General features: G+C 71.7%; 13 protein-coding genes and 1 riboswitch. Of the genes, 10 read left to right on the top strand and 3 right to left on the bottom strand.

From position 1 onward, the window contains the following. Positions 1 to 5: 5 nt before the first annotated feature. Positions 6 to 746: a transcriptional repressor LexA gene (gene lexA / locus LIV55_RS02940; protein WP_191563341.1), complete on the bottom strand. Its 741-nt coding sequence runs from the start codon at positions 744 to 746 to the stop codon at positions 6 to 8. Positions 747 to 992: 246 nt separating this feature from the next. On the opposite strand from lexA, the gene LIV55_RS02935 reads away from it, so the two are divergent. From LIV55_RS02935 to LIV55_RS02920, 4 genes are all read left to right on the top strand, one after another. Beyond that, a complete protein-coding gene (locus tag LIV55_RS02935) occupies positions 993 to 1,382 on the top strand; it encodes a LysM peptidoglycan-binding domain-containing protein (RefSeq protein ID WP_083968765.1) in 390 nt (129 codons plus the stop codon). Between the two features lie 399 nt (positions 1,383 to 1,781). Next, positions 1,782 to 2,252 (top strand): transcriptional regulator NrdR, encoded by a 471-nt coding sequence (nrdR, locus tag LIV55_RS02930; RefSeq protein ID WP_123092906.1) that lies wholly within the window; start codon positions 1,782 to 1,784, stop codon positions 2,250 to 2,252. A 141-nt stretch (positions 2,253 to 2,393) separates the two neighbouring features. Next, positions 2,394 to 5,303, top strand: coding sequence for a vitamin B12-dependent ribonucleotide reductase (locus LIV55_RS02925; RefSeq protein ID WP_229299126.1), 2,910 nt, complete (start codon positions 2,394 to 2,396; stop codon positions 5,301 to 5,303). A gap of 228 nt (positions 5,304 to 5,531) precedes the next feature. Continuing rightward, positions 5,532 to 6,887, top strand: coding sequence for a DUF2510 domain-containing protein (locus LIV55_RS02920; RefSeq protein ID WP_123092847.1), 1,356 nt, complete (start codon positions 5,532 to 5,534; stop codon positions 6,885 to 6,887). 92 nt (positions 6,888 to 6,979) lie between these two features. Here the strand turns inward: LIV55_RS02920 and LIV55_RS02915 are convergent, their stop codons facing one another. Next, positions 6,980 to 8,353: an L-serine ammonia-lyase gene (locus LIV55_RS02915; RefSeq protein ID WP_201467255.1), complete on the bottom strand. Its 1,374-nt coding sequence runs from the start codon at positions 8,351 to 8,353 to the stop codon at positions 6,980 to 6,982. Positions 8,354 to 8,423: 70 nt separating this feature from the next. Here LIV55_RS02915 and LIV55_RS02910 point away from each other — a divergent pair, with 70 nt between their 5' ends. Then, positions 8,424 to 8,858 (top strand): hypothetical protein, encoded by a 435-nt coding sequence (locus LIV55_RS02910; RefSeq protein WP_229299125.1) that lies wholly within the window; start codon positions 8,424 to 8,426, stop codon positions 8,856 to 8,858. On the opposite strand, the gene LIV55_RS02905 is transcribed toward LIV55_RS02910, so the two are convergent. After that, entirely contained in the window at positions 8,855 to 9,754 is a 900-nt protein-coding gene (locus LIV55_RS02905) for a DNA-3-methyladenine glycosylase family protein (protein ID WP_229299124.1), read from the bottom strand. The genes LIV55_RS02910 and LIV55_RS02905 overlap by 4 nt on opposite strands. Before the next feature lie 53 nt (positions 9,755 to 9,807). On the opposite strand from LIV55_RS02905, the gene LIV55_RS02900 reads away from it, so the two are divergent. The 5 genes from LIV55_RS02900 to LIV55_RS02880 all read left to right on the top strand — a co-directional run bounded on the left by LIV55_RS02900 (position 9,808) and on the right by LIV55_RS02880 (position 13,876). Next, the gene (locus LIV55_RS02900) at positions 9,808 to 10,158 is read left to right on the top strand and encodes a hypothetical protein (RefSeq protein WP_123092855.1); all 351 of its coding nucleotides are present in this window, start codon (positions 9,808 to 9,810) and stop codon (positions 10,156 to 10,158) included. Further along, positions 10,151 to 10,576, top strand: coding sequence for a hypothetical protein (locus LIV55_RS02895; RefSeq protein WP_229299123.1), 426 nt, complete (start codon positions 10,151 to 10,153; stop codon positions 10,574 to 10,576). The genes LIV55_RS02900 and LIV55_RS02895 overlap by 8 nt, the downstream gene beginning before the upstream one ends. 45 nt (positions 10,577 to 10,621) lie before the next feature. Continuing rightward, a riboswitch (SAM riboswitch) is annotated at positions 10,622 to 10,737 on the top strand. 16 nt (positions 10,738 to 10,753) lie between these two features. Next, a complete protein-coding gene (locus LIV55_RS02890) occupies positions 10,754 to 12,097 on the top strand; it encodes a bifunctional o-acetylhomoserine/o-acetylserine sulfhydrylase (protein WP_229299122.1) in 1,344 nt (447 codons plus the stop codon). Between the two features lie 226 nt (positions 12,098 to 12,323). After that, positions 12,324 to 12,647 (top strand): hypothetical protein, encoded by a 324-nt coding sequence (locus LIV55_RS02885; protein ID WP_123092861.1) that lies wholly within the window; start codon positions 12,324 to 12,326, stop codon positions 12,645 to 12,647. Then, the gene (locus tag LIV55_RS02880) at positions 12,644 to 13,876 is read left to right on the top strand and encodes a hypothetical protein (RefSeq protein ID WP_229299121.1); all 1,233 of its coding nucleotides are present in this window, start codon (positions 12,644 to 12,646) and stop codon (positions 13,874 to 13,876) included. The genes LIV55_RS02885 and LIV55_RS02880 overlap by 4 nt, the downstream gene beginning before the upstream one ends. The last annotated feature ends 18 nt before the right edge of the window (positions 13,877 to 13,894 follow it).

Below are 13,894 nucleotides of genomic sequence, written 5' to 3'. Positions count from 1 at the left end.
CAGGCTCAGATGCGGCGCAGGACCGCGGTGACCTTGCCGAGGATCGTCGCGTGGTCGCCGTCGATCGGCTCGAAGGCGGGGTTGTGGGGGAGCAGCCACACCTTGCCGTCACGTCGCTTGAAGGTCTTGACCGTCGCCTCGTCGTCGAGCATCGCCGCGACGATGTCGCCGTTGTCGGCCGTCGGCTGCTGGCGCACGACGACCCAGTCGCCGTCGCAGATCGCGGCCTCGATCATCGAGTCGCCGACGACGCGCAGGAGGAAGAGGGAGCCCTCGCCGACGACCTGCTTCGGCAGCGGGAAGACCTCCTCGACGCTCTCCTCGGCGACGATCGGCACGCCCGCGGCGATCTGGCCGAGCACCGGCACGTACGTGGCGGCGGGGTGGGCGTCGCCGCTGCCCGTCGCGTCGGGGTCGTTGGGGCTGGCGCCACCGCGGTAGCCGGCGATGTCGTGGGTCTGCGCGTCGCCCTCGGGGGAGCGGGGCGCCTCGGGCGAGACGACCTCGATGGCGCGGGGCCGGTTGGGGTCACGGCGCAGGTAGCCCTTGCGCTCGAGCGCGGTCAGCTGGTGGGCCACCGAGCTCGGGCTCGTCAGCCCGACCGCGTCGCCGATCTCGCGCAGGCTCGGCGGGTAGCCCCGCGTCGCGACCGCGCTGCGGATCACCTCGAGGACCTTGACCTGCCGGGCGGTCAGCCCCTCGCCGTTGTCCCGCACCGGCAACGTGCGGATGTTGTCCTCGCTCATCGCGCCCCTCGCTGTCTCGCTCGCGCCGCGACCCGTGAGGGGGCGGCTGGTGGCCTGCTCCTGCGGGGGAGGACAGCGTTGTCGGTGCTCGCTGGTTGTCTCTCCCGTGTGGCCGACGGTAGTGCTCGGCCCGGTCTAGATCAAACACATGTTCGAGCGTGTCTTGTTCTCGCTCGAACACCTGTGCTAGACATCGTGCAGACGCCTCGTCGAACACCGGTTCGACCAGACGACTAGGAGGAGACCATGAGCGCACTCACCGTCCAGGCCCCGCAGCACGCTGCCCGGCCCTCGGCGCTGCGCGACCCGCGCCGGGCCGAGCGCCACCTCGTGTCCGTGCCGACGGGGACCGACGTCCCCACCGAGCTGCGGGTGACCCGTCGGGGTCGCCTCGCGCTCACGACGATCGCCGTCGCGGCCCTGCTCGCGCTCGGCACCGGCATCGCGACCGCGGGCGGCGAGGCCGCTGCGGCCACGACCGTCACCGTCGAGCAGGGGCAGACCCTCAGCGACGTCGCCGCCAGCCAGATGCCCGGCGTGCCCACGAGCGCGGCCGTCTCGGCGATCCGCTCGGAGAACGCGCTGAGCACCCCCTTCGTCCACGCCGGCCAGGAGCTCGTCATCCCGACGCGCTGACCGTCACGACGGATCACCAGACCACCCGGGTCCCTCGACCCGACCCGGGCGACGGCGACGGCCGCACCTCCACCGGGTGCGGCCGTCGTGCTGTCCCCGCCGGCTGTCGACGGGGCTCGCGTCGGCGTGTCGCCCGGTATCCCGGGACTTCTCGCCCGGGGGTTCGCCGGGTCTTGCGTGCGTGGTGGTGGGCGTGATGAAATGGCACTACATCTAGTGGTTACACCGATGTCATTCGTCCACATGTAGTGCACATGTGAGGCGGAGTTGTCCACCGGTTGTCGACAGATGTCCACAGCAGAACCGCCCTGATCCACACCCCGGTCCACAGCTGGCGACCCGCCTCGTGCTGGTGAGCCGGTGCCCGACCTGTGCCACCGTGCCCGAGAGGAGAGCATCGTGCACTGCCCCTTCTGCCGTCACACCGACTCTCGCGTCATCGACTCGCGCACGGCCGACGACGGGTCCTCGATCCGTCGCCGTCGGCAGTGCCCCGAGTGCAACCGGCGCTTCACCACGCTCGAGAGCGCGAGCCTGAGCGTGACGAAGCGCTCGGGTGCGGCGGAGCCCTTCAGCCGGGCCAAGGTCCTCGTCGGCGTCCGCAAGGCCTGCCAGGGCCGACCGGTCACCGAGGACCAGCTGGCCCTGCTCGCCCAGCGCGTCGAGGAGGCCGTACGGGCGCAGGGCAGCGCCGAGATCGACGCCCACGAGATCGGGATGGCGATCCTGGGTCCGCTGCGCGAGCTCGACGAGGTCGCCTACCTGCGCTTCGCGAGCGTCTACCAGGCCTTCGACTCGCTCGAGGACTTCGAGGCCGCCATCACCCTGCTGCGCGCCGAGCACACCGCTCTCGCGCAGGACGCCCCCTAGACCCCCGGGTACCGGCACGCGATCGGGCTGTCGGTACCCGGTGACACGCTTGATGCGAGGTCTTCCCTTGCACGCCGCCCGCACCACACAGCACCACATGAGCAGCACCACCTGCAGACCCGCACCACCGAGAGAGGGACCATGACCGAGACCGCCGGCAAGCCCAGCACCCGTCGATCCGCGAAGAACCGCGGCATCACGGTCGAGCGCATCTACACCACCGAGGGCGTCCACCCCTACGACGAGGTGACCTGGGAGAAGCGCGACGTCGTCCAGCAGAACTGGAAGACCGGCGCGACGATCTTCGAGCAGCGCGGCGTCGAGTTCCCCGACTTCTGGTCCGCCAACGCGAGCACCATCGTCACCACGAAGTACTTCCGCGGCGCCGTCGGCACGCCCGAGCGCGAGCAGGGTCTCAAGCAGCTCATCGACCGCGTCGTGCTCACCTACGTCAAGGCGGGCAAGGACCACGGCTACTTCGCGACCCCGGTCGACGCCGAGATCTTCGAGCACGAGCTGACCTACGCCCTGCTCCACCAGGTCTTCAGCTTCAACTCCCCGGTGTGGTTCAACGTCGGCACGAAGAGCCCCCAGCAGGTCTCGGCGTGCTTCATCCTCTCCGTCGACGACTCGATGGACTCGATCCTCAACTGGTACAAGGAAGAGGGCTTCATCTTCAAGGGCGGCTCCGGCGCCGGCCTCAACCTCTCCCGCATCCGCTCCAGCAAGGAGCTGCTCTCCTCCGGCGGCACCGCCTCCGGCCCCGTGAGCTTCATGCGCGGTGCCGACGCGTCGGCGGGCACCATCAAGTCCGGTGGCGCCACGCGTCGCGCGGCGAAGATGGTCGTCCTCGACGTCGACCACCCGGACATCGAGGAGTTCGTCGAGACCAAGGCCCGCGAGGAGGACAAGATCCGGGCCCTGCGCGACGCGGGCTTCGACATGGACCTCGGCGGCGCCGACATCGTCTCGGTCCAGTACCAGAACGCGAACAACTCGGTGCGCGTCAGCGACGAGTTCATGCGTGCGGTCGAGGACGGCACCGACTTCGGGCTCACCTCCCGCAAGGACGGCTCGGTCATCTCCACCGTCGACGCCCGTGAGCTCATGGGCAAGATCGCCAAGGCCGCGTGGGAGTGCGCCGACCCGGGCATCCAGTACGACGACACGATCAACGACTGGCACACCAACCCCGAGACGGGCCGGATCACCGCGTCCAACCCGTGCAGCGAGTACATGTCGCTCGACAACTCCAGCTGCAACCTCGCCTCGCTCAACCTGCTGAAGTTCCTGCGCGACGACGACACCTTCGACGTCGCGACCTTCCAGAAGGTCGCCGAGCTCGTCATCACCGCGATGGACATCTCGATCTGCTTCGCGGACTTCCCGACCGAGCCGATCGGCGAGACGACCCGTGACTACCGTCAGCTGGGCATCGGCTACGCCAACCTCGGTGCGCTGCTCATGGCGACCGGGCACGGCTACGACTCCGACGGCGGCCGCGCCCTCGCCGCGTCGATCACCTCGCTGCTCACCGGTGCCGCCTACAAGCGCTCCGCCGAGCTCGCCGCGGTCGTCGGCCCCTACGCCGGCTACGCCCGCAACGCTGACGCCCACAAGCGCGTCATGCGCAAGCACCAGGCGGCCAACGACCAGGTCCGCACGCTGCACACGATGGACAAGGACATCCACGCCGCCGCGACGAAGGCGTGGGACGCCGTCATCACGCTCGGCGAGAAGAACGGCTACCGCAACGCGCAGGCCTCGGTCCTCGCGCCCACCGGCACCATCGGCTTCATGATGGACTGCGACACCACCGGCATCGAGCCGGACTTCTCGCTCGTGAAGTTCAAGAAGCTCGTCGGCGGCGGCTCGATGCAGATCGTCAACCTCACCATCCCGCGCGCGCTGAAGAAGCTCGGCTACGCGCAGGAGACGGTCGAGGCGATCGTCGAGTACATCGCCGACAAGGGCCACGTCATCGACGCCCCCGGTCTGAAGACCGAGCACTACGAGGTCTTCGACACCGCGATGGGTGCGCGCTCGATCAGCCCGATGGGTCACGTGCGGATGATGGCGGCGACGCAGCCCTTCCTCTCCGGCGCGATCAGCAAGACGGTCAACCTGCCGGAGGACGCGACCGTCGAGGAGATCGAGGACGTCTACATCCAGGGCTGGAAGCTCGGGCTCAAGGCGCTCGCGGTCTACCGCGACAACTGCAAGGTCGGCCAGCCGCTCTCCGACGGCGGCTCGACCGCCAAGGACGCGAAGGACGCCAAGGACGCGAAGACCGAGGCCGCGGAGCCGGAGAAGGTCGTCGAGTACCGCCCGCTGCGTCGTCGTCTGCCCAAGCGCCGCACCTCGCAGACCACGTCCTTCGCCGTCGGCGGGGCCGAGGGCTACCTCACGTCGGGCACGTACGACGACGGCGAGCTGGGCGAGATCTTCCTCAAGTTCGGCAAGCAGGGCTCGACCCTCGCCGGTCTCATGGACGCCTTCTCCATCGCGATCTCCATCGCGCTGCAGCACGGCGTGCCGCTCGAGACCTACGTCGAGAAGTTCACCAACCTGCGCTTCGAGCCGGCCGGCATGACCGACGACCCGGACGTGCGGATGGCGCAGTCGATCATGGACTACGTCTTCCGTCGCCTGGCGCTGGACTACCTCGACTTCGAGACCCGCTCCTTCATGGGCATCCACACCGCCGAGGAGCGCGCCCGCCAGCTCGAGACGGGGTCCTACGCGGCCGCGCCGAACGAGGACGACGAGGACCTCGAGGACGAGCTGGAGACCTACAGCCAGTCCGCCGCCCCGTCCTCGAAGAAGGCCGACGCCCCGGTCGAGGAGCACGCGGCCGAGGTCACCTCGGGCGCTGGCGCCGCCTCCGCCCGTGAGGTCAGCGGCCAGATCCACAGCTCGGCCGAGCTGCTGGAGAAGTTCCAGGGCAAGACCGCCGACGCGCCGATGTGCATGACCTGCGGGACGAAGATGCGCCCCGCCGGCTCCTGCTACGTCTGCGAGGGCTGCGGCTCCACCAGCGGCTGCAGCTGATCACGAGCAGCGCACGACGGGCCCCGGCCGCAGCGATGCTGCGGCCGGGGCCCCGCGCTTTCCGCAGACATGCGCCGGGGGAGTGCTCCCCCGACATGACGACAACCCCGAGATACCGGGGCAGATCGCGGGTCGTCGCCGAAACGACACGAGATCGGTGCGCCTCGCACCCATCCGGCGCAGGTAGCCTTCGCCGCACAAGACACACCACCTGACAAGGGGAGCACGATGAGCGAGTGGGCAGCGGGCTGGTACCCGGACCCCGAGCAGTCCGGCCAGATCCGGTACTGGGACGGCAGCAGCTGGACGGATCACCGTCAGCCGACGCCCGAGGGCTTCGGCAACGACCAGCAGGGGGCTGCCGGTCAGGACGCCTCTGACGTCGACGAGGCGACCCGGATCCGTCCGAGCGCCGACAAGTCGCCGGAGACCGAGGCCATGCCGAGCGCGGGCTCGGGCTACGGGTCGGGTGACTCCTCATACGGGTCGAGCTCCTACGGCGCGAGCGGTGACAGCGGCTACGGCTCGAGCTCCTACGGGTCCTCGGGCGACAGCGGCTACGGCACGAGCTCCTACGGCGCCGGTGCCGGCGCGGGCGCCCCGGGCTACGGCCAGCAGGGCGGCTACGGCCAGCAGGGCCCCGGCGGTCCTTCGGGCTACAACCAGCAGGGCTACGGCCAGCAGGGCGGCTACCCCGGTCAGCCCGGCGGCCCGCAGAAGAGCAACAAGCTCCCGCTCATCATCGGCGGCGGCGTGCTCGGTGTGCTCCTGCTGTGCGTCCTCGGCTTCTTCGGCGTCCGCGCCCTCAGCGGTGGCGACGACCCGACGACGACTGCGAGCTCCTCGAGCACCGAGTCCTCGACCTCGGAGACCTCGAGCGACACCTCGAGCGACTCGCCGACGAGCGACGACTCCTCGACGAGCGACACGAGCACCGACTCCCCGACGACCGACGCCTCGCCGACGAGCGACTCCACCGGCGGTGGCAGCACGAAGATCGGCAGCGGCGTCACCAAGGGCGAGTACGGCAAGACCTACGAGGGCAGCGGCAACGCCGTCATCCAGGTCCCGCCGGGGGACGGCGCCGGTCTCATCGAGGCCGACTTCCTCGGTGACCCCAACTCGAGCTTCTCCAGCTTCCGGGTCAAGGGCGAGGACGCGAACGGCTCGTCCTCGGGTGACTACAGCATCTTCTCCTACTACGACAAGGCGAAGGGCACGAGCTCGTACAACCTCACCGGCTCCAGCGCCTCGACCAACCGCATCAAGGTCGAGTCCGAGGGCAAGTGGAAGATCACCTTCAAGCGGATCTCGACGGCCCCCGCCTTCGGCTCCTCGCAGAAGGGCAACGGCGGCGCGGTCTTCAAGTGGGACGGCAAGTCCTCCGACATCCGCGTGAAGTACACCTCGAGCAACGACTACGGCGGCCGCATCTCCATCCAGGCCGTCGGTGGCGAGGACTACCCGGACCGTCTCGTCAGCGAGTACAAGAAGACCTACGAGGGCACCTCGACGGTCCAGACCGGCACGAAGTACCTCGTCGTCGACTCCGACGGCGGCGACTGGGAGATCACCAAGCGCTGATCACCGCGCGCTGATCACCCAGCCGTGACGAAGGGGGTGCCCGGACCGATCGGTCCGGGCACCCCCTTCGTGCTGCTGCCGGCAGCTGACGGTCAGCACTCGATGACGTTGACCGCGAGACCCCCGCGGGCGGTCTCCTTGTACTTGACCTTCATGTCGCGCCCGGTGTCGCGCATCGTCTTGACGACCTTGTCGAGGGAGACGACGTGGCTGCCGTCGCCGCGCAGGGCGGTGCGGGCGGCGGTGATCGCCTTGACGGAGGCGACCGCGTTGCGCTCGATGCACGGGATCTGCACGAGCCCGCCGACGGGGTCGCAGGTGAGGCCGAGGTTGTGCTCCATGCCGATCTCGGCGGCGTTCTCGACCTGGGCGGGGGTGCCGCCGAGGACCGCGGCCATCGCCCCGGCCGCCATGGAGCAGGCCGAGCCGACCTCGCCCTGGCAGCCGACCTCGGCGCCGGAGATCGACGCGTTCTCCTTGTAGATGACACCGATGGCGGCCGCGGTGAGCAGGAATCGCACGACCCCGTCGTCGTCAGCACCGGGCACGAAGTCGAGGTAGTAGCGCAGCACCGCGGGGATGATCCCGGCCGCGCCGTTCGTCGGGGCGGTGACGACCCGCCCGCCGGCGGCGTTCTCCTCGTTGACGGCCAGCGCGTAGAGGGTGAGCCAGTCCATGCCGCGCAGGGGGTCGTCGCTGCTGCCCTCGACCTTGAGCCGGCGGTGCAGGTCGGGCGCACGGCGGCGGACCTTCAGCCCCCCCGGGAGCACGCCCTCGGTGCGCGCGCCGTTGTCGATGCACTCCGACATCACCTGCCAGATCGCGAGCAGCTCGGAGCGCACCTCCTCCTCGGTGCGCCACGACAGCTCGTTCTCGAGCATGACCTGGGCGATCGACAGCCCGGTCTCGGCGCAGATCTGCAGCAGGCGGTCACCGGTGGTGAAGGGATGGGCGACGGGGGTGGTGTCCTCGACGACCTTCGTCGAGCCGGAGGCGTCCTCGCCGATGACGAAGCCACCGCCGACGGAGTAGTACGTGCGCTGCGAGACCAGCTCGCCCGCGGCGTCCCACGCGTGGAAGGTCATGCCGTTGGGGTGCAGCGGCAGGGTGGCCCGACGGTGCAGGACGACGTCGTCGGCCTCGGCGAAGTCGATCTCGTGCTCGCCGAGCAGGCTCAGCCGACCGCTCTCACGGATCTGGGCGAGACGGCCCTGGACCTCGCGGGGCTGGCACAGCTCGGGCCGCTCGCCGGACAGGCCGAGCATGACGGCGGTGTTCGAGCCGTGGCCGTGGCCCGTCGCGCCGAGCGAGCCGAAGAGCTCGGCCTTGACCCGCGCCACGCGGGGCAGGTCGCCGCTGTCCCGCACGCCCTCGACGAAGAGCACCGCCGCCCGCATCGGTCCCACCGTGTGCGAGCTGGACGGCCCGATGCCGACGGAGAAGAGGTCGAAGACGCTGAGTGCCACGTGCGTCACAGTAACGGGCGCTGTGGAAAAGCTCGCGGCGATCGGCCCGTCCCGCGCAAGTCTTGCGGTCATGACCTTCTGCGACCTGCCACCTGGGTGGCCTGCCCTGTCCCTGCGCGACGAGCGCCTCGCCGCCGACGTCGTCGACCTCGTCGTCCGCGACGACGAGCGGGAGGGGCGCTGCATCAGCCTCCTCCTGTGCGACGCCGACGGCCGGATGATCCAGCCGGTCACCGTCGACGGCGTCGACCCCACGACCGACGAGGGGGAGCGACGTGCCCTCTTCGACGCCTTCTTCGGCCACCTGGGCGCGAGCCTGGCCGCTGTCGTCGTCGCGGTGGGGCGCCCGCGCGGCAGCGTGCCCGACGACGAGGTGCGGGCCTGGCACGAGAGCGCGCTGCGCGCCGCTCGCGAGGGCGGGGTCGAGCTGCTCGGCGCCTATCTCGCGACGCGCGACGGCGTGAGCCTGCTGCCCCGGTGGGACGAGCGGGCGCTCGCGAGCTAGCGGCTGCCCAGCGGTCGCGCGGTCCACAGGTGCAGCGCGGCATAGCTGCGCCACGGGCTCGCCGGGCGCAGGACGCCCGGCAGGTCGACCTCGCGCGTCAGCCGCTCGAGGGCGACGACGAGCGCCCGGTCGCCACGCAGGTCGACGTCCGCGGCGCCGTGCCCGCGCATGAGGGTGCTCGCGACCGTCCACGCCCCGACACCCCACACGGCGTGCAGCGCCGCGCCGGTCGCCTCGGGGTCGAGCCCCGGGTCGAGGCCGCCGTCCGCAGCCAGGTCGAGGACCCCCTCGAGCGCCCGTCGTCGTGACCGCGTCCCGTGGTACCACCCGGTGCCGAAGGGGTGCACCGCCGCGGGCCCGGGGAAGGGCTGCAGCGCGCCGACCTGCGCGCTCGGCGTGCCGACCTCGGCGACGAGCCGGTGCAGCTGGGTCAGCCCGGCGGCCACGCTCACCTGCTGACCGGTGACTGCACGCAGCACAGCCTCGAAGGGGGTGGGGGTGCCCGGCAGCCGGATGCCCGGGCGCCGCGCGACGAGGGGAGCGAGCACCGGGACCGTGCGCAGGTGCGCGTCGACCTCGGCGGGATCGGTGTCGAGGTCGAGCATCCGCCGCAGGACGGCGACGGCCGCGTCGTGGTCGGCGGCATCGGCGAGCTCGAGCCGGGCGTCGAGCCGGTCCTGGCCCGGGTCGTCGCGCAGCTCGACGAGCGCCGAGCCGTGGGGGAGCGCCAGCGCGAGCCGGTAGCGGTCGTCGTCGACGACCTCGACGCCGTCTAGCGCGTGGTAGCGGTACCAGTCGAGCAGCCCCTGCCAGTCCAGCGGCGGCTCGTAGCGCAGGGTCGTCTCGACCGTGACGGGGCCCCCGACGCGGTCAGGGGTGTCGCGGTCGGCGGGCATGGGTCGATCCTGCCCAGGAGCAGGCCCTACCCTTGGCTCTCGTGCTTGTGCCGTTGACCACGATCGTCCTGGTCGCCTCCCTCGTCCTCGCCGTGGTCGCCGGCGCCTACACGGCCCTCGACCGCGTCATCGACGACCGGCTGCTGCTCGTCGCCGCCGTCGTCGAGCTGCTCCTCGTCGTCCAGGCCGTCGTCGCCTGCGTCGTCGCGGGGCAGGTCCGCACCCCCGGCGAGGGGCCGACGATGGCGGCATACGCGGTCACCCTGCCGCTCGTGCCGCCGGCGCTCGCCTACCTCGCCATCAAGGAGAAGTCGCGCTGGGCGATGGGTGCCGTCCTCGGGGGCGCCCTCGTCGTCGCGGTGATGACCCTGCGCATCCAGCAGATCTGGACCGTCCATGCGTGAGGCGACGGGGGAGCGCACCGGCCGTCCGGTGCGCAGCGGCCCCGGTCTGCTCCTCGTCATCGCCTACGGCACCCTCGCGCTCGCGGCCACGGGCCGCTCGACCCTGCAGGTCATCGAGTACTTCGACCGCGCGCCGCTGGCCTACCTGCTGAGCGCGCTCGCCGCGCTCGTCTACGTCGTCGCGACGTGGGCCCTGCTCACCGACCGGCGCTCGGTCGCCTCCGCGACGATCACGGTCGAGGCCGTCGGCGTCCTGCTCGTCGGGGCGCTGTCCTACCTCGCACCGGACCTCTTCCCGGACAAGACGGTGTGGTCGCACTTCGGCTCCGGCTACGGCTTCCTGCCGCTCGTCCTCCCCTTCGTCGGGCTGTGGTGGCTGCGCCGCACGGCCCCGGCGGGCGCGCCCACCACATCCTGAGACGCGCCCTGTCGCGCCGCGAGGACGCGGGCTAGCCTGCCCGCAGGTCAAGAGCACCAGCGTCAAGCCCCGGCTCGCTGGTCGGCAACCCTCCATCCGCGGTGGGGTGCCCCGGGAGACGACCTGGTCCGTGAGCACCCGCCCACGGTCAAGCGCGATGACACCAGGAGAACCCTCATGTCCGACCCCACGACGTGGCACTTCGAGACGCAGCAGATCCACGCCGGGCAGAGCCCCGACCCGACGACCGGCGCCCGCGCGCTGCCGATCTACCAGACGACGAGCTACCAGTTCGACTCCACCGAGCACGCCGCGAACCTCTTCGGGCTCAAGGAGCTCGGCAACATCTACACCCGCCTGATGAACCCGACGACGGACGTCGTCGAGCAGCGCATCGCGGCGCTCGAAGGGGGAGTCGGCGCCCTCCTCGTCGCGTCCGGCCAGGCCGCGACGACCTTCGCCATCCTCAACGTCGCCGAGGCCGGCGACCACGTCGTGGCCAGCCCGGCGCTGTACGGCGGCACGTACAACCTCCTCGGCTCGACCCTGCCTCGCTACGGCATCGAGGTGACCTTCGTGCAGGACGCGGCGGACCTCCAGCAGTGGCGCGACGCGGCGAAGGAGAACACCAAGCTCTTCTTCGGCGAGACGATCTCCAACCCCAGCGGCGAGATCCTCGACGTCGAGGGGGTCGCCGGGGTCGCCCACGAGCTCGGGCTGCCGCTCGTCGTCGACAACACCGTCGCGACGCCCTACGTCCTGCGCCCGATCGAGCACGGCGCCGACGTCGTCGTGCACTCGGCGACGAAGTACCTCGGCGGGCACGGCACGACGATCGCCGGTGCGATCGTCGACGCCGGGACCTTCGACTACGCGCTGCACCCGCAGCGCTTCCCGTCCTACAACGAGCCGGACGAGAGCTACCACGGGCTGCGCTACGGACCGGACCTCGGCGTCGGCAGCGCCTTCGGGGCCAACCTGTCCTTCATCCTCAAGGCGCGGGTGCAGCTGCTGCGCGACCTCGGCTCGGCGGTCGCCCCCTTCAACGCCTTCCTCGTCGCGCAGGGCATCGAGACGCTCTCGCTGCGCATCGAGCGGCACCTGGAGAACACGCGCGCCGTCGCCGACTTCCTCGTCGGCCACCCGCAGGTCGAGCAGGTCACCTGGGCGTCCCTGCCCGACCACAAGCACCACGCCCTCGCGCAGAAGTACGCGCCGAAGGGTGCTGGCGCCGTGCTCACCTTCGAGATCGTCGGCGGCGAGGAGGCGGGTCGCCGCTTCGTCGAGGGGCTGACCCTGCACAGCCACGTCGCGAACATCGGCGACGTGCGCAGCCTGGCGATCCACCCGTGGTCGACGACGCACAGCCAGGGCAGCGACGAGGGTCGCTACGCGGCCGGTGTCTCGCCGGGCCTCGTGCGCCTGGCCGTCGGCATCGAGCACGTCGACGACATCGTCGCCGACCTCGAGCGGGGCTTCGCCGCGGCCGCGGGCGAGGCGCAGGAGCGCGCCGCGAGCTGACGACATGACGAAGGGGGGACCCACCCGGTGGTGGGTCCCCCTTCGTCGTCCTGCGGCGGGTGGTCTCGAGGCTCGGGCGCGGGGCGCCCTCGCACCTCGACCAGCACGACCCCGTGGTGGTCGAGGTGCGACGCAGGAGCGTCGAGACCACGCACCCGCACCTCGCTCGGGGCGGCCTGTGGACAACTCGGTCGGCCAGGGCGGCGGGTCGACCTAGCGTTCGGGGATGACACGGCTGACCATCAGCGCCGAGGCGATCGCCGCGCTCGGCGACCGGCTCGAGGAGATCGCGACTCACCTGGAGGAGCGGTCGGCGCAGACGCGGGGGGCGGGCGACGTCGACCACGGCTTCGTCGACCGGGTGGCCGAGGAGGCGGTCGACCGGGTCTACGGCGACTTCGAGCACGCACGGGTCACGCTGTGCGCGCAGCTCACCTCGCTCGCCCGCCTGGCCCGCTCCGCGGGTGCCTGCTACGTCGACACCGACGACATGGTGCGCCGCTCGGTGACACCGACCTTCGAGCGCGGGACGAAGGTCGGCACCCTGTGACCGGCTACGACTGGACCGCGCGCGACATCCTCGCGCTCGACCCCTACCGCGTCGACCTCGCCGCCACCGACGTCGTCGCCGCGCTCGGCAGCGACCTCACGACAGTCGAGGACAACGTCAGGCTCGTCGCCGAGCTCCTCGGGCAGGTGAGCACCCACGGGGTGTGGGAGTCGCCGTCGGGCGAGACCTTCGCCCGCGAGGTGGGCGACGTCCCGGTGACCCTGCGCCAGGTCGCCGCGCGCATGGGCGACGCGGGCGAGCGCATCACCCGCTACTCGCGGACGCTGCGCACCACCCAGGAGGAGATGGCGCGCACGGCCGCCGCGCACGAGCGCACGTGCGACACCCTCGCCGAGATCGACCGCCAGCTCGCCCTCTACGCACCCCACCCGGCCGAGGACGCGCTGCGGGCGCGGCGCGCCGAGGCCCACCGCGAGGTCCTCGCCCACGAGAGCGCCTACGCCGCCGCGAGCGAGGACGCCCGGCGCGACGAGGCCCTGCTCGCCGCGGACCTCGACGAGGTGTGCGCCGATATCGCCGACCCGCGCGGCTACGACGCGCTCGAGGGCACCCGAGACCTCGGGCGCAGCGCGCTCTTCACCGGGCCGTGGGCGGGCCTGCTCAAGCCGCTCGCCCTCGGGACCGCGCTCGACCCGCTCGGCCAGGCCGGCCTGCGGGTGGCCTACGGGCACGGCAGCTGGCGCCGGATCGCCTGGGACTCGAGGTACCTCGTCGCCGACGGCGTCATCAAGGGCAGCGGACGGGTCCTGCGGTCGGCGCGGGGCGTGAGCCCCGCCGCCACCTCCGTGGGCCGCACGACGCGGACGGCGAGCCCTGCCCGCGCCCCACGGGCCCTTGACCAGCCCTGGCACGTCACCGCCCGGCAGAGCACGACCCGGCTGGCCGCCCGCAGCCGCGAGCTCGCCGTGGCGAAGGGGACGCAGCTCGCCCGCGACCGGAGCGGCCTCGCCCTCGCCGACGAGCTCGCCGCCGACTGGCGCGCCGTCTCGGGTGCCTCCCGCCCGGTGAAGGTCGTCCAGGGCGTCGCGTCGAGCACGAAGGTCGCCCGGCACGTCGGGCGGACCGCCGACACCGTGGGCACGACGCGGGAGCGGCTGCGCCCGGTGACCGACGCCGACGCGCACGAGCGCGAGCGCCGCGACGCCCGGCGCGAGGACCGGCGCCGCGCCGCCAGCGCCCACCGGGTCGAGGAGCCGACGCGGCCCTAGCGCGGGGCCGGACGTATC

Origin of the sequence: Janibacter melonis (genome assembly GCF_020567375.1) — a bacterium.
GTDB lineage: Bacteria > Actinomycetota > Actinomycetes > Actinomycetales > Dermatophilaceae > Marihabitans > Marihabitans melonis.
The sequence above is the reverse complement of the archived record's forward strand: the minus strand, read 5'-3'. Positions and strand labels throughout refer to the sequence as shown.